General features: G+C 67.3%; 19 protein-coding genes and 1 pseudogene. 7 read left to right on the forward strand and 13 right to left on the reverse strand.

Going from position 1 to position 19,743, the window contains the following annotated elements:
• The first annotated feature begins 8 nt into the window (after window positions 1–8).
• Window positions 9–1,445, forward strand: a complete 1,437-nt coding sequence (locus ATK30_RS01460) for an MFS transporter (RefSeq protein WP_244194460.1) — start codon at window positions 9–11, stop codon at window positions 1,443–1,445.
• A gap of 115 nt (window positions 1,446–1,560) precedes the next feature.
• Here ATK30_RS01460 and ATK30_RS01465 read toward each other — a convergent pair whose 3' ends face one another.
• Complete coding sequence (locus ATK30_RS01465) at window positions 1,561–1,998, reverse strand: hypothetical protein (RefSeq protein ID WP_244194461.1); 438 nt, start codon at window positions 1,996–1,998, stop codon at window positions 1,561–1,563.
• A gap of 803 nt (window positions 1,999–2,801) precedes the next feature.
• On the opposite strand from ATK30_RS01465, the gene ATK30_RS01470 reads away from it, so the two are divergent.
• Both ATK30_RS01470 and ATK30_RS01475 read left to right on the forward strand, forming a co-directional pair.
• Window positions 2,802–3,158 (forward strand): hypothetical protein, encoded by a 357-nt coding sequence (locus tag ATK30_RS01470; protein WP_101433916.1) that lies wholly within the window; start codon window positions 2,802–2,804, stop codon window positions 3,156–3,158.
• Between the two features lie 81 nt (window positions 3,159–3,239).
• Window positions 3,240–3,677: a hypothetical protein gene (locus ATK30_RS01475; RefSeq protein ID WP_101433917.1), complete on the forward strand. Its 438-nt coding sequence runs from the start codon at window positions 3,240–3,242 to the stop codon at window positions 3,675–3,677.
• 119 nt (window positions 3,678–3,796) lie between these two features.
• Here the strand turns inward: ATK30_RS01475 and ATK30_RS01480 are convergent, their stop codons facing one another.
• A complete protein-coding gene (locus ATK30_RS01480) occupies window positions 3,797–4,786 on the reverse strand; it encodes an AraC family transcriptional regulator (protein ID WP_101433918.1) in 990 nt (329 codons plus the stop codon).
• 131 nt (window positions 4,787–4,917) lie between these two features.
• Here ATK30_RS01480 and ATK30_RS01485 point away from each other — a divergent pair, with 131 nt between their 5' ends.
• Both ATK30_RS01485 and ATK30_RS01490 read left to right on the forward strand, forming a co-directional pair.
• The gene (locus ATK30_RS01485) at window positions 4,918–5,766 is read left to right on the forward strand and encodes an NmrA family NAD(P)-binding protein (RefSeq protein ID WP_101433919.1); all 849 of its coding nucleotides are present in this window, start codon (window positions 4,918–4,920) and stop codon (window positions 5,764–5,766) included.
• Between the two features lie 341 nt (window positions 5,767–6,107).
• Window positions 6,108–7,502: a methyltransferase domain-containing protein gene (locus ATK30_RS01490; RefSeq protein ID WP_158242430.1), complete on the forward strand. Its 1,395-nt coding sequence runs from the start codon at window positions 6,108–6,110 to the stop codon at window positions 7,500–7,502.
• 532 nt (window positions 7,503–8,034) lie between these two features.
• Here ATK30_RS01490 and ATK30_RS01495 read toward each other — a convergent pair.
• From ATK30_RS01495 to ATK30_RS01505, 3 genes are all read right to left on the reverse strand, one after another.
• The gene (locus tag ATK30_RS01495) at window positions 8,035–8,808 is read right to left on the reverse strand and encodes an SMP-30/gluconolactonase/LRE family protein (protein ID WP_158242431.1); all 774 of its coding nucleotides are present in this window, start codon (window positions 8,806–8,808) and stop codon (window positions 8,035–8,037) included.
• 422 nt (window positions 8,809–9,230) lie between these two features.
• Window positions 9,231–10,382: a DUF3592 domain-containing protein gene (locus ATK30_RS01500; protein ID WP_143271333.1), complete on the reverse strand. Its 1,152-nt coding sequence runs from the start codon at window positions 10,380–10,382 to the stop codon at window positions 9,231–9,233.
• 9 nt (window positions 10,383–10,391) lie between these two features.
• On the reverse strand, window positions 10,392–11,396 hold the full coding sequence (locus ATK30_RS01505) for an RNA polymerase subunit sigma-70 (protein WP_101433923.1): 1,005 nt from the start codon (window positions 11,394–11,396) through the stop codon (window positions 10,392–10,394).
• A gap of 121 nt (window positions 11,397–11,517) precedes the next feature.
• Between ATK30_RS01505 and ATK30_RS01510 the strand changes: the two genes are divergently transcribed.
• A complete protein-coding gene (locus ATK30_RS01510) occupies window positions 11,518–12,444 on the forward strand; it encodes an SDR family oxidoreductase (protein ID WP_101433924.1) in 927 nt (308 codons plus the stop codon).
• 228 nt (window positions 12,445–12,672) lie between these two features.
• Here the strand turns inward: ATK30_RS01510 and ATK30_RS45530 are convergent, their stop codons facing one another.
• A complete protein-coding gene (locus tag ATK30_RS45530) occupies window positions 12,673–13,029 on the reverse strand; it encodes a cupin domain-containing protein (protein ID WP_244194462.1) in 357 nt (118 codons plus the stop codon).
• A 915-nt stretch (window positions 13,030–13,944) separates the two neighbouring features.
• On the opposite strand from ATK30_RS45530, the pseudogene ATK30_RS47215 reads away from it, so the two are divergent.
• Window positions 13,945–14,031: pseudogene (locus tag ATK30_RS47215) on the forward strand (AAC(3) family N-acetyltransferase); the annotation flags it as partial.
• A gap of 1,056 nt (window positions 14,032–15,087) precedes the next feature.
• Here ATK30_RS47215 and ATK30_RS01520 read toward each other — a convergent pair.
• From ATK30_RS01520 to ATK30_RS44450, 7 genes are all read right to left on the reverse strand, one after another.
• Window positions 15,088–15,606 carry a hypothetical protein gene (locus ATK30_RS01520; protein WP_101433925.1) on the reverse strand — a complete coding sequence of 173 codons (519 nt, stop codon included), beginning with the start codon at window positions 15,604–15,606 and terminating at the stop codon, window positions 15,088–15,090.
• On the reverse strand, window positions 15,606–16,208 hold the full coding sequence (locus ATK30_RS01525) for a hypothetical protein (protein ID WP_101433926.1): 603 nt from the start codon (window positions 16,206–16,208) through the stop codon (window positions 15,606–15,608). The genes ATK30_RS01520 and ATK30_RS01525 overlap by 1 nt, the downstream gene beginning before the upstream one ends.
• 4 nt (window positions 16,209–16,212) lie before the next feature.
• A complete protein-coding gene (locus tag ATK30_RS46800) occupies window positions 16,213–16,344 on the reverse strand; it encodes a hypothetical protein (RefSeq protein ID WP_279629977.1) in 132 nt (43 codons plus the stop codon).
• Between the two features lie 513 nt (window positions 16,345–16,857).
• Entirely contained in the window at window positions 16,858–17,334 is a 477-nt protein-coding gene (locus ATK30_RS44580) for a hypothetical protein (RefSeq protein ID WP_143271334.1), read from the reverse strand.
• Window positions 17,335–17,505: 171 nt separating this feature from the next.
• Complete coding sequence (locus ATK30_RS44585) at window positions 17,506–18,759, reverse strand: WXG100 family type VII secretion target (RefSeq protein WP_143271335.1); 1,254 nt, start codon at window positions 18,757–18,759, stop codon at window positions 17,506–17,508.
• The gene (locus ATK30_RS44590; protein ID WP_143271336.1) at window positions 18,759–19,043 is read right to left on the reverse strand and encodes a hypothetical protein; all 285 of its coding nucleotides are present in this window, start codon (window positions 19,041–19,043) and stop codon (window positions 18,759–18,761) included. The genes ATK30_RS44585 and ATK30_RS44590 overlap by 1 nt, the downstream gene beginning before the upstream one ends.
• Window positions 19,040–19,366 carry an SAV_915 family protein gene (locus tag ATK30_RS44450; protein WP_158242432.1) on the reverse strand — a complete coding sequence of 109 codons (327 nt, stop codon included), beginning with the start codon at window positions 19,364–19,366 and terminating at the stop codon, window positions 19,040–19,042. Before ATK30_RS44450 ends, ATK30_RS44590 begins: the two co-directional genes overlap by 4 nt.
• Window positions 19,367–19,743: the final 377 nt, after the last annotated feature.

The following is a 19,743-nucleotide window of genomic DNA, read 5'->3' on the forward strand; positions in this document are numbered from 1 at the left end:
GAAACGCGGTGACCGCGGCACCGGAGGGCCCCGGAGGGACCGTCGGCGCGATCGCGATCGAAGACGAGAAAACGATCCGCCGAGCCTCGATGGCCGCCGCGGTCGGCAATGTCGCCGAATGGTACGACTTCGGCATTTATTCCTATCTCGCCGCCATCGCGCTGGACCGGGTTTTCTTCCCCGAAGCAGGAAGCTGGGCGCCGGTGCTCACACTCGCCACGTTCGCCGCGGCGTTCCTGGTCCGCCCGCTCGGCGGGTTCATCCTGGGCCCGCTCGGCGACCGGATCGGCCGCACCCGGGTGCTGTCCGCGACCGTCCTCCTGATGGCGGGCGCCACGCTTCTGCTCGGGCTCGTGCCCAGCTACGGCACGATCGGGATCGCCGCGCCGCTGATCGTGCTGTTCATCCGGATGCTGCAAGGCTTCTCCGCCGGCGGCGAATACGCCGGAGCGCTCACCCTGGTCGCCGAGTACGCCCCGGACCGCCGCCGCGGCTTCTTCGGCAGCTGGCTGGAATTCGGCACCCTGGTCGGCTACACGCTCGGCGCAGGGATCAGCGCCCTGCTGATCACCGTGCTGCCGCAGGACGACCTGCTGGCGTGGGGCTGGCGGATCCCGTTCATGATCGCGCTCCCGGTCGGCGCGGTCGGGATCTACCTCCGGCTGCGGCTCGAAGAGACTCCGGCGTTCCGCCAGCTGATGCGCCGGTCGCCGGCCATGGCCACCATGTCGCTGCGCCGGATGTTCCGCGTCCTGCTCACGAAACACCGGTCGGAGGCCTGGATCGCGGGCGGTCTCGTCATCGCCTGGAACGTCACCAACTACGTGCTGACGAACTACGTGCCGACCTACCTCACCGGCACGCTCCCCAGCCACGGCGTGACCGGCACCAGCGAGTCGGTGTCGAGCACGCTGCAGGTGATCGTCATGATCGCGATGCTCGCCGTGATCCTCTTCGTCGGCAAGCTGAGCGACCGCATCGGCCGCAAACCGATCCTGCTCACCGGCAGTCTCTTGCTCGTCGTCGCCGGCCTTCCCTCGGTCTGGCTGCTGCGCCACGGTCTGGCCGGACAGGTCGCCGGTCTGTTCATCATGGGCTTCACCCTGCTGTGCTTCGCCGCCGTGACACCGTCCACTTTGCCCGCTCTGTTCCCGACCTTCATCCGCTACGGCAGCCTGTCGATCATCTTCAACATCTTCGTCTCCGCGTTCGCCGGCACCGCCCCGACTGTCATCGGTGTCGCGGTGACCGGCACCGGCAACCTGGACTGGCCGGGCTACTACCTGATCGGAGCCGGCGTGATCGGACTCCTGGCCACGCTGTCCCTGAAGGAGCCAGCCGGCCGCGCCCTGCCGGGTTCGGCACCTCTCGCCTCCACCTCGGAGCTGCTCACGCCGGACCAGGCGACCGGCGGAGTTCCAGTCGAAGATCCGTCCGCGCGTTGACGGCGCCTTCACTGGAACTCCGGCGGTTGGCCTCCCGGCCGGGAAGCTCGACGTTCCTGAACGGGACCGGTTCCCCCGGATCCGGACGGTTCCGGGGGAACCCGGCAGGCAGCGACTACTCGCCGGTGTCGTCTCCCCGCTGCCCTTTGACACATTTGTGGGGGTCGGCGCGCAGGCACACGGTTCCGCCGTTGACGCGCAACCCGGCGTCGTCGAACGCGGTGGTCCAGGAATGCGCGATCGCGGTCTGCGCGGTGGTCAACGGAATCAGGCCGCTGCAGACGGCGTCCTTGAGCTTGTTCTCGACCGCGTCCTTCGGGTTGGGGATCTTCCCCGGCTCGACCCACAGATTGCGCGGGTCGTCCGGCGCGCCCCCGAGCTCGAGCGAGACGAGATGGTCGTACTCGCCGGTCGCACCCGGCTGGAGGCTGTAAGCCTTCGCCGTGGCCGCCTTCATGCTGTTGGTCTTGGACGTCGGAGGCCGCACGGTCTTGGTCCAGCCGCTCTTGCACACCGTGGACCCGATGTCCGCCTGGTTCACCTGCGGATTCACCGCCCCGGGCGTGCAGGCCGGATCCGGGACCGGCTGCCCGTTGCGGCTGCCCAGACGACACGAGCCCGTGCCCGGCACCGGGGTCGAGGAGTTCCCGGCGGCCAGGCCCGCATGGTCGCCGGCCAGGCTCGGCGATTCGCCGCCCGCGGCCTGGTGGCCTGAGCTATGGCTCGACGTGCACGCGGCGCACGCCAGCACCCCCGCCGCGACGACACCAGCCAGACGAACCGCCCTAGCCGGACGAAAACCCTTATTCCGCACGCTTTTCCCTTCCTGCCGGAGGCGTCCCTGCCCGTCCGGGACGCCAGCCGGCACAGACTCTCCGACGCGACGCGATCCGCGTGGGCGCGACACGCGGCGGCGGCGGAATCCCACCCGCGTCACAAAGCCCACGTGACTCTTCCGCCACCGGGCGGCGAGCCGAGCCGTCGACGAGACGGACGGGCACCAGCTGGGAAGCCGGGATGATCGCTGCCGGAAGGACCGTCACGGACACCGCGCGGCAGCGGAAGCGGCTGCCAGCACAGCCGGTCGTCACCGATGCCACTCCGCATGAACCGCCGCCCCGACGGTCCTTCGCGCGGGCTACCCCGGGTGTCTCGCGACCGCGAGAGAATACCCAGGCGAGCGATTCAGCGGCTTCGAATATCTACGGCGGCGCTATGACGGGTATCGAGCCGCCGCCGGGGTGACCCCGTTCGCGTCCGAATAGTTGCCCCTTCCCATCGCATAACCAACACTCGATTGCACTGGTCCCCGCACCGGAGAATTGCCTTGAATTCACCAGCAGGGAAAGGACAATCATGCAGATCAGGAAATGGGCGGCGGCAGGTGCGATCGCCGCGGCGGCCGCGGGCATGTTCGCGTTCGGCGGGGGAACCGCGTCGGCGGCGACGCTCCCGACCCCGCCCGGAAACAACAATCTCAACGGCGCTCCGTGGCAGATCTGCGGTTCGAACACGCCGATCGTGGGCGGGTTGCTGGGAGCCGGCTCGGGCGCGACCTCCGGGAATTGCCGGAATGCGTACACGCCGTCCGGGACCAACGCGAATGTGCTGCCGTGGCAGATTTGCGGCTCGAACACGCCGATTGTCGGCGGCGGCCTGCTCGCGGGATCGCCCGCGAAGAGCGGCGACTGCACGAACGCTTCGGTCAACTGACACCCACCCACAGCGGGCGCGCGGGCGGCCCGAATATTTCCACCGATTCGGGTCGCCCGCACCCGGCAGAAAGGGATTGCCATGAAACGCGCAGTCACTGCCCTCGCACTAACCCTCGGCAGCGCCGCCGCGGGACTCCTGCTCGCGCAGTCGCCCGCTTCGGCCGCCAACGTGAACGGAGTACCGCTGCAGATCTGCGGCAGCAGCGCGCCGATCGGCACGATCGGCGGCTCCGCGTCGTCGGGCCGGTGCGCCAACGCGGACGGCGGAAACCCGAACATCTCGGCCGCGCCCGTGCAGGTGTGCGGATACAGCGTGCCCGTGGTCGGCGGCCCCGCGTCCGCACGGGAATGCGACAACGGCGGCGAGCCCGGACGTCCCGGCACGAGCCTGCTGCCGGTGCAGGTGTGCGGCGCGACCGCCGCGATCGGCAGCACCCGGATCCCGGTGCCCAGCGGCCCAGCCGGCTCCCCTCGCTGCTACAACGCCCCGTCGGCCCTGCAAACCCTCGCACCGTGACCAGCTCCGAGCGCGCGGTTTCTTTCAAAACCCCCAGGCGGTGAATCCGTAGCGTCGGTGCCGTTGGTTCCCCGATTTTGGTGAGGCACCGTTGGCCGATCCGCGAAGGCAACCACGGGTCACTGCCGCGTATCAGCGGAATCCTCCTGGCTATGGTGCATCGCCCGATAACGACCGGGAGCGTGACCGACGACCCGTTTGAAAGCACGAGCGAACGCGAATTCCGAGTCGTAACCCACCTTCCGGGCGATCTGGCGCAGCGGGGCTTGGCCCTCGCGCAGCAGGCGGGCGGCCACGGTCATCCGCCAGATACCGAGGTATTCCATCGGCGTGTGCCCGGTCGTCGACGTGAAGCGGCGACTGAACCGGGCACGCGGGACGCCGACGGCGCGCGCGAGCGCCTCCACGGTCCAGGGTCTGCCGGGGTCGTCGTGCAAGAGCGCGAGCGCGGGGCCCACCGCGGGGTCGTGGAGCGCGCGGGCCCACCCGGCCGGCTGATCAGGCTGGTCAAGGAACCAGGACCGCAAAGTGTAGGTGAACAGCAGGTCGAGCAGCGAAGCCACCACGGCGGGCGTGCCGCGGCCGGCGTGGTCGACCTCGGTGGTGAGCAAGTGCACGGCGGCGGCGAGGCTGGTGCCGCGCATCTGGCCCGCCGTGACATGCACGACGTCGGGCAAGGAGGCGATGAACGGGTGCTGCGGCGTCCGTTCGACCAGGTACGCGCCGCAGACCAGAACGGTCTCGGGACCGTCGCCGTCGATGACGAGATCGGTGGACGACAGCTCCTCCAGGTCGGCGCCGAACAGCTCTCGCACCGTGGGAGCCGGCCGGCCTGGGGTGTCGGCGACAACGTGTCCGGCACCGGACGGCAGCAACGCGACATCACCCTGGGCGAGATGCAGAGGCTGTCCGCCGTCGGGGACGAGCACGAGGGAACCGGCGATCACGACGTAGATGGTGGCGATCGACCGCGACTCGAACGCGATGCCCCAGGGGGCGCGCACCAGCGCCCTTCCGTAGACAACGCCGCCGCGGCGGAGGGCGGCGACGACGTGGCCCACGACGTCGGCCACCTGGTCGCGCTCACGACCGGCTGCTTTCGCCGTCACCCGCTATACCCGATTCGCTCTGGCACGGCGCCGATCGGATATGAATCTGTCGAGAGCTGTCATGGCGTGCGTCGATAACCCGTTCATATGGTGCTGTGGTTGCCGATTCGACCCTACCGTGTGAGGAACGCGTGTCTGCCACAGTTCTTGTTCTCGGCGCGACCGGCCGCACCGGAGGCCGGGTGGTGTCGTTGCTGGCCGAGCGGGGACACGCGATCCGGGTGCCGAGCCGAACCCCGAGGTGCCCGGAGGGTCCGGTGACGCCGGTCCGCTTCGACTGGAGCGACCCGGCGACCTACCCGCCCGCGCTGGAAGGCGTGGACGCGGTCTACCAGTGGTTGCCGACCAGCTCCGACCCCACGACGCAGGTCGCGGCGCTGCTGGACGACGCCAAGGCCGCCGGGGTGCGCAGAGTGGTCCACCTGTCCGCCGCGACGGCGCATCTGTGCGGTGAGGACTTCCCGCTGCACCGGGTGGAGCGATTCCTCGAAACCGGGCCGGTGCCCGCGACGATTCTGCGCCCCAACGTCTTCGCCGAGAACTTCTCCGAACACCCCGCGATCGTGCGGGGCATCCGCACCGGTGTCGTCGCGGTCCCCGCGGGCGACGGCCGGGTCGCGCCGATCTCCGTCGAGGACATCGCCGCCGCGGCCGCGGTCGCCCTGACCCAAGACGGCCACCAGCACAAGACGTACTCGCTCACCGGACCTGATTCACTGTCCTTTTCAGACATGGCCGCGATCGTGGGCGATGCCGCCGGAAAGCCCGTGCGGTATCAAGCGATGGACCCGGACGCATTCCGCGAAGCCATGCTCGGCGGCGGCACGCCTGGTCGGGTCGCCGATTTCTACGCCACCATGTACGAAGGCATCCGCAACGACTCGGCCGCCGCCGTGACCGACGACGTCCAGCGCATCACCGGCCGGCCGCCAGTCTCCTTCGCCGACTACGCCCGCGCCGCGGCCGACCTCTGGCGCTGACCAGTGCAACCGGGACTGCCGGAGAAGACGCCGACAGAACTCCTTCCCGCGAGGCCGCATACAACAGCTCCGCACCCGACAGCCGAAACTTACGGCCGCGCCGACGATCACGCGTCCACCCCAAGGCCGACGCCTTCCAGGTGCACGCACAGTGCGGTCCAGAGGGCGTCCAGGCTGTTCGTCATAAACCACCTCCGTCCGCGCCCAAGGCAACAACGCACCCGAAGATCCGTTTGAGGACTCAATCGTCTAGTCGGTTCGATCAACACGGGTTGAGCGATGCGACCGACGGCAACCCGCCTCCCTTGTGCGTTGACGCCGCAGCGTCAACTATGAGCGGCATGAAGCAATGGGAAGCAGTAGACGCCGGGTGGGGGCGGCTGGCCGCGGATTTCGCGACGCTGTCCGAACCGTCGAACGTCCGCGAATACGTCGGACTGCACCATGCTCTGGGGGTGGCCGTCGGCGACCGCCTGCTGGACCTCGCCTGCGGCGCCGGGCTGGCGCTCGAACTCGCCTCGCTGCGCGGCGCCCAGGTCGCCGGCATCGACGCCTCGCCGAGACTGGTCGCGGTGGCGCGCGACCGGAACCCTGACGGCGACGTCCGCGTCGGAGACATGAACGAGCTGCCCTGGGACAGCGCGAGCTTCGACGTGGTGACGAGCTTTCGCGGCATCTGGGCCACCACTCCGAACGCGATGGCCGAGGCACTGCGCGTGCTCAAGCCGGGCGGCCGATTCGGCATGACCGTGTGGGGGCACATCAAGGCTTCGCCCGGAGCCTGGTCGCTGAGCCCGTTCACCCTTGCCGCGGAGCCGCAGGTCCGGAACCAGGCTGACATGAATCAGATGGGCAGACCCGGCGTCGGCGAGCGGCTGCTCGCGGACGCCGGCTTCGCTGACATCGAGCGCCTCGACATCCCGTTCGTATGGGAGTTCGCCGATCCCGAGCAGTTCGCGCGTGCGCTGGCCTCGACCGGGCCGGCCTACGAAGCGATCGAGCAGGTCGGCGCGGAGGAATTCCACCGGAGGTGCGTGGAACTCGCGGCCGGGCACGTCCGCGACGGTCTGCCGCTGCGGGCGAAGATCAACGTCGCGGGATTCACCGCGAGGCGCCCCGTGGAGGTGCCCGAATCGTACGAGGGTGACTTCACCGGCTCCTTCCTCGGTTGGTACCCCCCGAGCGAGTACGCCGAGCAGTCGCGGCAGGCAGACCTCGACGAGGACGGCTTCGTCTGGACGGTGACCAAGCTCTGGGCGCGCATGCCGGGCGCGTTCGACGACCTGTTCGCGCTGCAGCGAAGCGCCGCGAAGTTCGGCGGCCTCTCGCTTCGCCAGCGCGGGGTGCTCACCACCGCCATGGCCGCCACCCTCGGCGACTCGGCCTGCGCGTACGCGTGGGGCGGCAAGTACGCCAAGTGGGCGGACGACCCCGACGTGCCGGCAAGCGCCCTGCGCGGGGACGACGACGCGCTGCCGCCGGACGAGAAGGCGCTCGCCGGGTGGGCGCGCAAGGTCGTACGAGACCCGAACGCGACCACCTCCGCCGACGTCGACGACCTCCGCCGCGCCGGCTTCACCGATGACCAGATCTTCGCCGCGACACTGTTCTTGGTGCTCCGGCTGGCATTCTCGAGTTTCAACGACGCCCTCGGGCTGCGGCTCGACCAGGCAGTCGTCGACAAGCTCCCCGCCGCGGTCCGCGATGCCGTCACCTGGGGCCGCGCCCCCATCTGACGGCGCTGGGCGAGGCGATCAGGACACGGGACGCACCGGTCCCACCGAGCCGCGCCAGACCGGCACGCGCCGTCGAGGATCCCAACAACGCCGACAACAGCTTCCGATCACCGCCACGAAGCCCCAGCGCAGGCACGCATCATCGACCCATCGACGGCGGACAATCCATAGCGGATGCGCCGCGGGCCCTCATCTGTCTGGTGCGCACGACGCTGCCAGCAGCACCGTGCTGACCGACAGGCAACTCCGGACCAAAGGCGGTTCTGGGCATCGCGATGGCTGGCGGCGGCATGAGCGGGCAACGGTTCCGGGCGCGGCCGCGGCCCGTCCGCAATGAACTGCTGTCCGGTGCACCGGCACACGGGGCCGCCTGCCAGCACGAACACCGCTGCTCAACCGAAATGATCTCGAACCCGTCAGGCCCACCATTCGGTCGATCGGCAACGCCGTGCTTCACGCGACCGGGCGGCGGATCCGTTCCCCGCCGATCACGCAGGACAAGCGGCTTCAAGACCCGCGCTGGAGGCTGGCTTCAGCCCCCGCCGGTTCGCCTCCTGGCGACCACAAGCGTCTGCGGACCGGTCCCGACGCCGTCGAGTGCGAGTACCCGGCCGCCCCTGGCCGCCGTGACGACCAGTGTGTCCCGCTCGGGGCCCGCGAAACACAGGTTGGTCGGGAAAGTGCCGCGGGGGAAGCGGATCGGCGCGCCGAGCGTGCCGTCGGGATGGATCACGGCGACCTGGTCCGCCTCGGGCAGCGCGGCGTAGAGGCGCTGGGCGGTGTCGAAGGCCAGCCCGTCCGGCCCGCCGGGAACATCGGCGAGCACACCGCCTGGCCGCAGTTCCTGCCCGTCCCAGGTGTATCGCAGCACGCGTCGTTCCCTGGTGGCGGCGAACAACTGCGTGCCGTCGAGGTCGAAGGCGAGCCCGTTGGGGAAGTCGATCCCCCCAGCCACCGGCTCGAGCCGCGTGCTGCGGTCGTGGTACGCGTAGACCAGGCCGGGGCCTTCCTCGTGCGGGCTGCCCGGGTCGGTGAACCAGATCCGTCCGTCCGGCCCGCACACGAGGTCGTTGGGCGCGCGGAGCCCGGGAACGGCAGCATCCTCGGCGGTGTCCCCGTGCAGCGTCTGCAGGTCCGGCGCGACCGGCCGCGCGGACTTGCTGGGACGCACCGATCCGCCGTTCTGGGCGACCCACACCTGGCCGTCCTCGTCCTCGGCCAGCCCGTTGGGGCCGCCACCGGTTTCGATGCGACGGACGATTTCACCGGTGTGCAGGTCCAATTCGAGGACGTTGCCCCGGGACACGCTGGTCAGTCGGAGGCAGACCGACAGGAGATCATCAATCCACTTTGTACTGTCCATCTGGGAATCTCAAGTTCGATTGGACAAAACTCAACGATGTTGTGGTGGTGGCAACGCCATGGAACGGGCTGCGCGGTGGGAGCCGGCCGAGGTCGAGGCGTTCATCGTGTCGCCGTCGACGGCCCGCAACGCCTGAATTCTCTGCGAGTTCATCACTGATGCACGGTACGGCTGGCCGGGCAAGTGCCTGGAACTGTTCGGCTCGGCACCGCAGCAGTCCGACGTCGCGAACAGGTCCGACACGTGAAACCCCCAGGTCAGGAGACGAAATTGCTAGATCGCGGCCGGAAAGGCGTTCTGCCTCCGCACCACTACCACCTACCTGTGGAGCGTGTCCAAAATAGACAATCGAAGAGAACGGCGAATCATCCCGGACCCCGTTTTTCTTCGTCAGTTCTCGATGTGCCTCGAGACCGACGGCGGCGTGAGGATCGGCGAGGTGGCGAAAGTGGGGTCTCCGCTTGCACAGGGACCGCGTACGGACGTTTGCCGCCTTCCCGGGGAAACAGCACGACCATTGTCGAGGCTTCGCCGCCGACCCAAGCCCGCTGCCGTTCCCCGTGTGCGAAGCGCGTCGCCCGGCGGGTCGACAGAACGCCCCCGAGTTCGATCTTGCCGCCCTGGAAGTAGGTTGCGAATATCTGTCCGGTCGGGGTCACCAGGACCGAAGCGGGATGCCAGCCGGTGCGCCGCACTGCCCGATACCTTCGGACCCAACCCACCGCGGCCCACGCCGCGAACGGAACCCCGCCCAGTCCTGCCAGCAGCGGTTCGACGAACAGCGACAGCTGTACGTCGCTGGTGTTCTCGTCCTCCGGGGTGCGAACCCGCCCAGGATCCTCAGGGTCATAGATGACCGGCACCTCCTGCCCCAGATCGAAGTCGCGCTTCGTTTCGAGCCTGATCTCGGCCGTCCGCCACGCGTCGCCCACGGGGTAGGTCACATCGATCGTCCAACTGCCTTTGGACGGCTCGGTCACGAAGTACACCCTGGCGGTGACCCGGACACCGGAATCCAGCAGCTCTTGCCCACTGGCCGAACTCCTGACACCTTCCACGATTCCGCCCGCCAGCAGCACGAGGAACACCACCGTGGTCCCGATCGCCCGCCAGGCCGGCACCCCCAGCCGGGACACCTGCGCGGTCAGATCCAGGTCACGGTAGGCGGTTTCGCCCGGACCGGGCGGCACCCAGGTCCTCGCAGGCGGAGCGGTCCTGCCAGTCGCCGTCGCGGTCGCTGTTTCCCGCAACCGTTCTTTGGCCAGTCTGTTCCAGTACGCGGCCTTGACCGCCGTGAAGACAGCCGGCAGGGCAAGCAGCACGAACAACACCGCCGCGCCACCGATGACGTTCACCTCGCCCGGCGACGCACTGCCGTCGGCCAAGCCGACGACCACACCGCCGACGACCACACCACTCGCAATCGTCAAGACAAGGCAGATACCGAGATGCCAATTCCGAGTTCGCCGATATCTTCGTAAATCCTCGTCGCGGTCAAGGCCGGCCCCCAGATCCATCTCTCGAAACTACCGCAGCGAATCGCTGCCATCCACCAGGAACGCGTTGGCGCCAGCGAGTTCGGCCGGGAGTTCGAACAGGCCGAACAGCCGTGGTCCGATGTGGACGTCGATCGCGGCGATGCGGTCGTCCCTGACGGTGACGATCTGGACGGCGAAGGCGCGCAGGGCCTTCTGTCGGTCATCGGCGTGGTAGATCGCGAAGGCTGGTGAGCAGTTGGCTTTGACCGGTATGGCCCTGGCGTCGCGGCACGGGTTGGGTTCGCGGAGGAACCACCGCTCGATCTGGGCTCGGCCCGCCAGCCAGAGTCCGTACGGCGGCATGGACAGCGTCGCGTCGTCGTGGAGCAGCGCGGTCAGGGCCGGGATGTCGTACCGCTCGAACGCGTCGACGAAGCGCTCGAGCAGAGCGTGTTGTTCGTCGGTGAGGTCGACCGGCGGCATCAGTTGAGCCGGTTTGTTCGCGAGGCGGTGACGAGCCCGTCGCAACAGCCCGTTTGCGGCGGCGACGGTGATGCCGAGGAGGGCGGCGGTCTCCTGCGCGCTGAGCTTCAGGACGTCGCGCAGGATGAGTGCGGCGCGCTGTGTGGGTGAGAGGCGGTGCAGGGCGGCGACAAAGGCGAGACGGACCGAATCGTGCAGGACGGCGGTCTCGAGCGGGTCGGTGCCGGGCGGGAGGAGCCAGCGGTCGGGCGCGGGTGCGATCCATCTGCGGTCGTCTGGCTGGCCGAGCGGCGAGCCGGCGTCCCCAGCGCCGGTGACGTCGATCGGGTGTTCTCGCCGGGGCCGCTGCCTGAGCATGTCCAGGCACACGTTGGTCGCGATCCGGAACAGCCACACCCGCAGTGACGAGGTGCCGGCGAAGGCATCGTGGCCGCGCCAGGCGCGCAGCATCGTCTCCTGAACGGCTTCCTCGGCGTCGAAAGGAGAACCGAGCATCCGGTAGCAGTAGCCCAGTAGTTCGGACCGGTGTCGTGCGTGGATCTCGTTCCAGCTGGTCGTGGTCGTGGTCACGTCACGGGCAACACCCGGCTGCCTGAACGGATTCCCGACGGGCGGTCAATTCTGTCAACGCACTTCGTCTACAAGGGTGAGGGCCCGATGCGACGGCCCCCCATCGACGAAGGAGTAATCGGTGATCCTCATTACTGGCGCGACCGGGCTGACCGGCTCGGCTGTAGTTCGCGAGTTCGTCCGCCAGGGCCGGCCCGCGCGTGTCCTCCTGCGCAACCCCGCCAAGAGCCGGGCCTTTGCCGCCGCGCCCGGCATCGAGACCGTCGAGGCCGACCTGCTCGTGCCGGGCACCCTCGCGGCGGCGCTGGACGGGATCGACACGGTCGTTCTGATCTCCGGCGCCGATGACCGGATGGTCGAGGCGCAGTGCAACCTCATCGACGCGGCCGTCACCGTCGGCGTCAACCACATCGTGAAGGTGTCCGGGATGGGCGCCGATCCGCACTCGCCCTTTCGTTTCGGGCGTTATCACGCGCAGATCGAGCGACGTCTTCAGGCAGCCGACGTCGGCTGGACGATTCTCCGCCCCAGCCAGTTCATGCAGGTCTACTATCGCGAGATCCCGACGATGCTGGCCGACGGGACGTTCGCGCAACCGCTGGGCGACACCCGGCTGGCGCCGATCGACATCGAGGACATCGCCAAGGTCGCCTACGCGACCGCGACCGGGGGCGGCCACCGATCGGCGATCTACGAAATGACCGGGCCGGACGCGCTGACGATGCCGGAGATCTGCGCGGTTCTGACGTCCGTTGTCGGCAACCCGATCCGGTACGTCGACATCCCGCCCGAGGACAAGCGCCGGCGACTTGTCGAGGCCGGGCTCCCGCCCCGCTTCGCCGACGACCTCGATGACCTGTTCCGCCTTCGCCGGGACGGCGGGCCGGAGTCCCAGGTCGCTGTCGAGGTGTTCGAACAGCTCGACATCCGGCCCACCTCCTTCGCCGAGTTCGCACAGCGCTCCGCCATGATCTTCCGGGGAACCTCGACACCCGACCAGTTGTGGGCATCGGGCTGGCAGAAGACGGACGCGGGCGTTGTTCAGTGACGGCGGGGCATGCTGCTGACGTCCGTTTGCGAACTGACCGGTGACACACCCGCCGTGGATCGATCTGATGCCGTGATCGCCTGTCCGCCCCAACGCCGGAATCGGCCGGGCGGCCGCCCGTACTGGCGCTTGAAGGCGTGCGCGAAGGCGAATTCCGAGGTGTAGCCGACGGTTCGGGCCACAGGGCCAGTGGTGTGTCGGCATCGCGCAGGAGCCGCGCGGCGAGGGTCAGCCGCTCAGCGCCGCGACGACTGCAGGATCGTGGAGGGCAGCGACCCAGCCGGCGGCGGTGTCGGTGACCTGCTCGTCGGGCCATGCCCGCAGGACGTGCAGGAGAAGGAGGACCAGCAGAGCGGGCAGCATCGCCTCCGAGCCCGGGCGAGCGAGTTCCGGTTCCATGTCGAGCAGATCCAATGTCGCACGCAGTGCTGGGTGCCGTCCGGCACGCGCGGACAGGTGGATCACGTCGGGCAACTCGTTGATCAGGGGATGCGGGCGTGCCTGGGCCAGCAGGTGCGCGCCGCACAGCATGATCGACTCGGGAGACGCTTCATCGTCGTCGGGCCGTATCTCGGCCAGCGACACGGCCGCATCGTCGGGCGGCGTCGAGGGGCTGTAGGCCAGACCATGCGAACAGGGCTACCTCAAGACGATCTACCCACAACGACGCCGCCATCGCCATTCGATCCCATCGGACGTTGCCTAGCCGCAACGAGGCCGCCGTAAGAGTCAGCGGCATGCGACCGAGCGGAGGAATAGAGCACCCAGGAACCGGGCGAACTCGTCTGCTACGGCCAGCGCGTCCGCATCCGGCACGTCGGTCTACATAGGACACGGGAAATGCTCAACGCCCCCGGCTTCGGCCAGCCCGTGCAAATCGACGTCTATCGCCACACGGGAGACGGCTACGCGGGAGCCACCCGTCCAGCGTCTTGATCCGCTCCCGACGAACTCTGCACCCTGTTCGTCGCCGCTGCACTGTTTCTTGCACCTCCGCAAGATCGGTGAGAGCAAAGGCGGAGGCCCTCCTCGGCATGAGCGCGTCCCTGTTCCGCGCTGACGATCTCGGCCGAAGCGGTACGGCGATATCTCCCCCTCGCTGACTTTCCCGTCACACGCCGCCCGAACCGCAGCCGGCGGAGTGCAGTGGCGGGTTCCGTCCGCCAGGTGCAACTGGCCGTCCTCGAGCACCCGGGCGGTATGCACTTCGCCTTTCGCGCGCCGGACGTAGCGAAGCTGATCCCCGGCTGCACGAGTTTGCGGCCCTCGACCATTTCAAGCAGACTGCGGGCTTCGTGCAAGTCGTTGACAGCAGGAGTCGCCGACATTGCGAGGACAGCCACTTCGGGATTGACTTAAGCGCAATCCTCGGACGAGAAAGCCTCGACGCAAACGTGCCCATTCCGCGCGTGTCCGGTACGCCTCCCAGTCCACCGGCCCTCCGCGGCACAGTCCGACGTCGATCCCGGTGAAGGGCACCATAAACAGCAGCATGACCTCGGCGCTCATATCCTGCTCATCGGCGCCGGCCACAACCGGAATACCTTTCTGCACCACGCCGAAACCCTCACGTCCTTCCCAGGCTGAAAGTCCGCCGATTCCCTCGCCTGGTCAACGGCGAACGAGTCTGGCTCGAAACACTCGATGTCGGCAACGACCACGACACGTGCGGCAAAGGCCGGCAACGAAGAAGCACAAGTCGATGCAGCCGCCTACCGCCTCATCCCGACCACGACATTCGTACCGTTCGCCGTTCCGCGACTGACCCCACTCCTGCCCCGCCCTTCCTAACTGCAGCTCAGTCCCTGCATCGCCCGTGAGATGCCAGTATTTGCGGACTGCCGCCGCGTGAGCGCAGAGCGGCACCTCATTGCGGCGGTTGGCTGCACAGTGGCCCGGGTGAGATGACAACGGCCGAGAGCGCCTTGTGCTCGTCGTCGCTGAGCTCGATGCAGGCGGCGAGGACATCCGCCTCGCGCCGGGTCAGCGATGCCGTGCCCCAGGACGATTTCCCAACAGCACTCGGTTCGCGAACCCGCGGGGTTCACACAACACGTCGGCACCGCGAGCGAACAATGCGAGCATGCCTCGTGTTGCACACCAGCCACGGCTTCATCACGTCTCTGGCAATCGCTCGTCCAGGCGGCTGCGACGCTTCGTCCGCAGTCCCACAGATCAACTCGTCCGTTGCCAGCCCGACGCCTCCAGGCCCGAACCGCGAAGCGACGAGTCGGAAACACGCACGCTACAGCGACAGCCCGCTCACACCGGGTACGGCTCCAGGGCTCAACGAGTAAGTCGGAACCGCCGCACGCATTGCATGCCACGCGTTGAGCAACGAATAGACATATCGAACTCGGCAGGTCACGCCAGGAGCTACAGCGGCCAACACAGCGTCCGCCCCGTGCCCCGAACTGCCCCGACTACCGCAGCGCGCCGCCGACGACTCGATAGCCGATCAACTGGACGATCGTCAAAATCGACACTAAATCACCCCTACTCACAGGTAACAAAAAAGCCCAGGTCTAAGACCTGGGCTTTGGCTCCCCCGCTTGGACTCGAACCAAGAATCCTCCGGTTGAGTTCCGTGCGCGCCGAGATCGTCATGACCGCTGGCAATCAGTTGATGCCGACGCGGCATCCCTATGTAGCGGGAAGCATCAGCATCGAACCGTCTTCCCAGTACAAGCTCGCCGGGGCAGGGCTCCATTGCGGTCGCTCGGTTCCACGGCCGCTCCACACGACGGTCGGCTGCGCGCCGGGACCGGTGAGTTCGACGATCGCGAGCTGGGTTTTGCCGCGGACGACGGCGATCTCGCCGGGATGCTGCTTGAGGGCTTCGGCGACGCGGTATGCCTGGCCGGTTGCTGGTCCGCTCGGGATCGCGGCATGACGTTTCGGCCCGTCGCGTTTGAAGAGCCGGAACAGGGCCCAAACCGTGACGAACGGCCAGGTGATGGTGGAGGCCACGTCCACCAGGAACTCGCCGATCTCCACCAGGCACCCGCGCGGACCGTTCTCGCTCGCAGCGCTGCGTTCGCGTTTCCCGCGGCGGTCCCGTCGCGAGCCGACCGTGACCCGGCCCATCCCGGTGACCTGGACCGGTTCGCGCCAGGCTGCTTCGAAGTACTGCTGCGCTTGCGTGATCAGGTGTTCGTCCATCAGCCCACCCAGGAGACGGTGTCGAAAATGTCGAGCGCCAGCACGACGACGTGTTCCCAATCCTGCCAGTTGTTCGAGCACACCCCGACCATCGCGACCGACGTGCCCCGGGGATCCGGTATCCATGCTGCCACTTGCCGTTGCAGGACAGGTATCTCGATGCCGTCCGCGTCGTTGCGCAGGATCGTCTTCTCCTCCTGAACGGTGACGACCGCTTTCCCGGCAGGAAGGTCGAGCAGACGCGCCGTCCGGCCCTCGACCGAGGCATGCACCTCGAGCAGGCCCTCGACGGCGACGTCGACCGAGTCATGGGCGGAGGGAATGCACGAGCTGGCCAGGACCGGCATGATCGGCCGGTCGGGGACGTCGGGCGAACGGTAGACCGCGATCGCCGCGTAGCCGATGCCCTGCGAGCCCATGGTTTCGCCGTACAAGGCGTAGGTGTTGGCGAGCATCGCCGCGTTGGGGTCGTCCGCGGCCAGCCCGAACACGGCCGCCACCCGGGCGTCGAGTTCGTGCTTCTCGGCTCCGTCTACCTCGATGTCCTCGACCGGCAGTTCGACGAAACCGTCCGGGACGGTGAAGGTGAACTCACGGGTCATCCGGTCACCGTCCCTTCACGACCCGGTCGAAGACCTGGCCGGCGGATTGCGGCGGCCGGCCGGTGACCGTGTCCTTGACGAAGTCTTTCGCGGAGTGCCCGTCGGCAGCGGCCAGCACGATCCGCGCCCGCGACACCTGCCGGTGCTGGGCACGACCACGTCGCGCCAGTGCCTCCAGTATCTACCGATCGACCGGGGCCAGCGTGATCACATACGGGCTACGCACGGCCACCAACCCACTCATTTCAAGATCGACTATGGGAGAGAGCGGTATCGGGCTGGATCGTGCCCTGGCTTCCCCGCCCGAGTCGACCAAGACTTCGCTGCGTCAACGCCTGCTTGCCCGCGCCCAGGAACGCTGGCCCCAACTGACCGCAGTCCAGGTGCGGCACCACGGTGCGTTCGCCTAGGTCGCCGACAAACTCACCGACGACACCACCCGGCCGCAATTCCAGTTGCAGTACAACCGTTCCGCCAACAGCTGGGGGTTCGCCATCTGCCGCGCCGGCCGCGAGGACTACAAAAATCGATCCTGACCAGCGGCCACACCTTCGGCACGCCACAAGAAGCACTCGACTGCGCCTGCGGACTCTGCCTCAACGACCCTTCCGCCTGGCTACGACCCCCGACGAACGAACGGGCGCAACCACTAGCTGCCGTCTCGGTGGAGTCCGCGACCTCCTGGCAGCTTGAGAATCGTGCGCGCTTTCTCTGATGGGTTAGCGGTTCCTTGGGCCATCGAGTGGAGAATTCCGTTGTACACGAGATCCCACAGTTTCTGATTCCCCTGCACGTCCTTCAGTTTGAGAGATCCGATATCGCGTCCCGCCGTGTCCTGGAGACGCAACATCATGTTGACGCCGCTGGCGTGTACGTCGACGGCGGTCAGGTTGTAGGTGTTGACCCACTTGTCCTTGTTCTGCACCCAGCATGCGCCAGCCGCCAGCCAGCCGCCCCGCATGATCAGCCAGATCAGCACTCCTGCGAGTGCGATGAACGGCCACCAATACGGTGTGGCAGCCCAGGAAAACCCCTGTGTCTCCACCGTAGGTACGACCGCGACGATAACGGCCGCAATAACGCCCGACTGCACCGCTCCGCGTCCACTGTCCTGCCGCCATTCCAATACCGGTCCTTCCGCGTCCGGCGTCGGCGGATGCTTACGCGGGGACCGGTCCGTCGGCGTCGACTCGTTCGCCGCAAAATTTGTCGGTGCGCGCGGCGGACGCGGTTGTCCAGTCTCGAGGTCTGGCTGGGGGGGCAAGCCGGAAGCAGTCATGGTCGGTCGTCTTTCCCGTCAGAAGATCGAGGAGAAGAAGTGGCCAACTGAGTGCGCAGCACTCGACACGCCATGACCGATGTCGGACGCCGTGTTCTCGGCCCAGTGTGAAACCTCTGGCCAGTGATTCACCAGTTCCCCAACTCCATACGCCACTCCCACGCCGACGCCGACCGCGGCCAGGGTCACTGGGCCTCCGGCCAGACCGACTGCAGCGAATCCGGCGAGAGTGCCTTCTGTGGCGAGGGATCCCGCTACGTAACCGCCAAGGTCCGCGCCTGCGGCTTTTGCCACGTCGCCAGGGTTCTTTGCGTTCCGGCTGTCCCATGCCGTCTGGCCCAGAGCGATGACGCCACCCACAACTGGAAGCTTTTCGGCGATTTCCGGCAGCTTGGATCCAATGCTTGGGATGTCTTTCAGACTTGCCGAAAGGACATCGCCAACTTTTGTTCCGGAAAGCCCTTCGGTCCACTTCAAGTTTCCGTCGAGTGCGGCTTGTGCTTTTGTCGCTCCTGGTTCAAAGACTCCAGCAGCGCGGGCTGCCGCCGCCTCTTCGAAGGGATCCTCGGCGTTTGCGGCGATGCGCTTGAACAGTTCAACCTGCGCGTTGCGTGCAGATGCGATCTTTCCCCACTTGTCGGCTTGGCTGATCGCTGTGCCGACCATGCCGGTGACGGTGCCGGCGGCGATCCAGCAACGCTGATCGGCGGCGTCTTTTAGCATGGTGTCCCATGCATTCATTTTTTGTTCAAGCGTGTTGTGCGCGTTCTGTTCCAGCTTGCGCGCGTCCGATACGGTCTCTCGCGCTTGCTGGAACGCCGCCTGCTGGCGCTGATAATCCTGTTGCGCCTGGACGGCACCGGGGTTCGGCGCGGATGAATTGCCACCCGGCGCACTTGGTTGCGCCGGAGGTGACGGTGGGGCGACGGGATCGGCGATCGTATCGCCATTTACTGTCAACCCAGCGCTCGCTGCGATATTGCGCGCCTGAGTCATCCGCGCCTTGACCGTAGTCAAGTCATCCGCGAACGCGTGGAGATTCTGCGCAGCGGTGCGGCTGCTGTCGGCGACATCGTCGGTCTTCTCACCGGCCGGTTGCATCCGTGCGCGGAACGCGTCTCCCGCTTGGCCCGTCCACAAGGTCTCTGATTCGCTACGAGCCGTGTGAAACGCTGTTCCGCCCTGCGTTATCCCGTCTGCGAGGCTCATTAGTTGATCGGCCGCGCTACGGCACGAGTTCTCGTCACCAACGACCTTCAAATCAATCGGCATCAGAGCGCCCTCCGTGTGCCGTTCATGGACTCACGGGCGTTGTCATCAGCAGACTGATATTCCTTCGCTCCCGCTTGGGCGCGGTCGGCAGCGCCGGCGGCCGTCTGTACGACCTTTGACATCACGTCGCCGAGAGCCGCCAGGCAACTTCCAACTGCGGCCGTCGATGTGCCGGCGTCGGGTATCGTCGGCGCTTTTCCTGCCAGTCCTTCCAATTGTTCTGCCCCCTGAGCGAGCGTCCCGGCCAAGCGGTTCAGGTCCTTGATATCGAAGCCACCGCTCATCGCAGGTCACCTTCTGCTGCAGGACCCGCCACGCGCCACTCTTCGGGTACGTCGACGTCGACAGCGACCACGTCAAAGCCGACCAACTGCTGCAAACCGACTAACTGCTCACTTGGGACGGCGATCCAGCCCTGTTCCGGTCCGCAGCCTGCCACGAGCAAGTCTTTCGAGCTGTATGCAAGAAGAGCCGTACGACCGTCCTGCATGTGTCGCAGCTGAACTTGTGCTTGGACATCGCCCGGCGTCACTGGGTTAGTCGGGACAAACACGTCTCGGGCAAGTTCTTGAGCTCCAGTCGACTCCCCGCTCGACTCGTCTGTCATGTCGGTTCTCTCCCCGCAATCACAACCACCCTGCCGCGAGTGGCCCACTCCTACCCCTCGGTCCTCGAATGGCATCGTCACGTGACACTAACAGAGACATACCGTTAGCGAGCGCGGTTCCTGAGCGGTCCGAAGTCGCCTGGGGAGGTCGGCGCCCATATCGTTGCCAGGCTGCTTGAACCACTTGGTTGCACCTTGGGTCAAATGGATCCCGGGTGCTCAACTTGGCGATGACTCTCATACGCCTTTAAATCGCTCCCGCAGGTCGCGGACGGACATGCGCCGCAAAGGCGACAGCCCGGCCCCTCTGCTTCGCGCCGGGTCCGGACCCTCCTGGCACCTGCGGCAATCATGCCGCCGACAGTCGTGTCGATAGC

It is taken from the genome of Amycolatopsis echigonensis (assembly GCF_002846615.1).
Lineage (GTDB): Bacteria > Actinomycetota > Actinomycetes > Mycobacteriales > Pseudonocardiaceae > Amycolatopsis > Amycolatopsis echigonensis.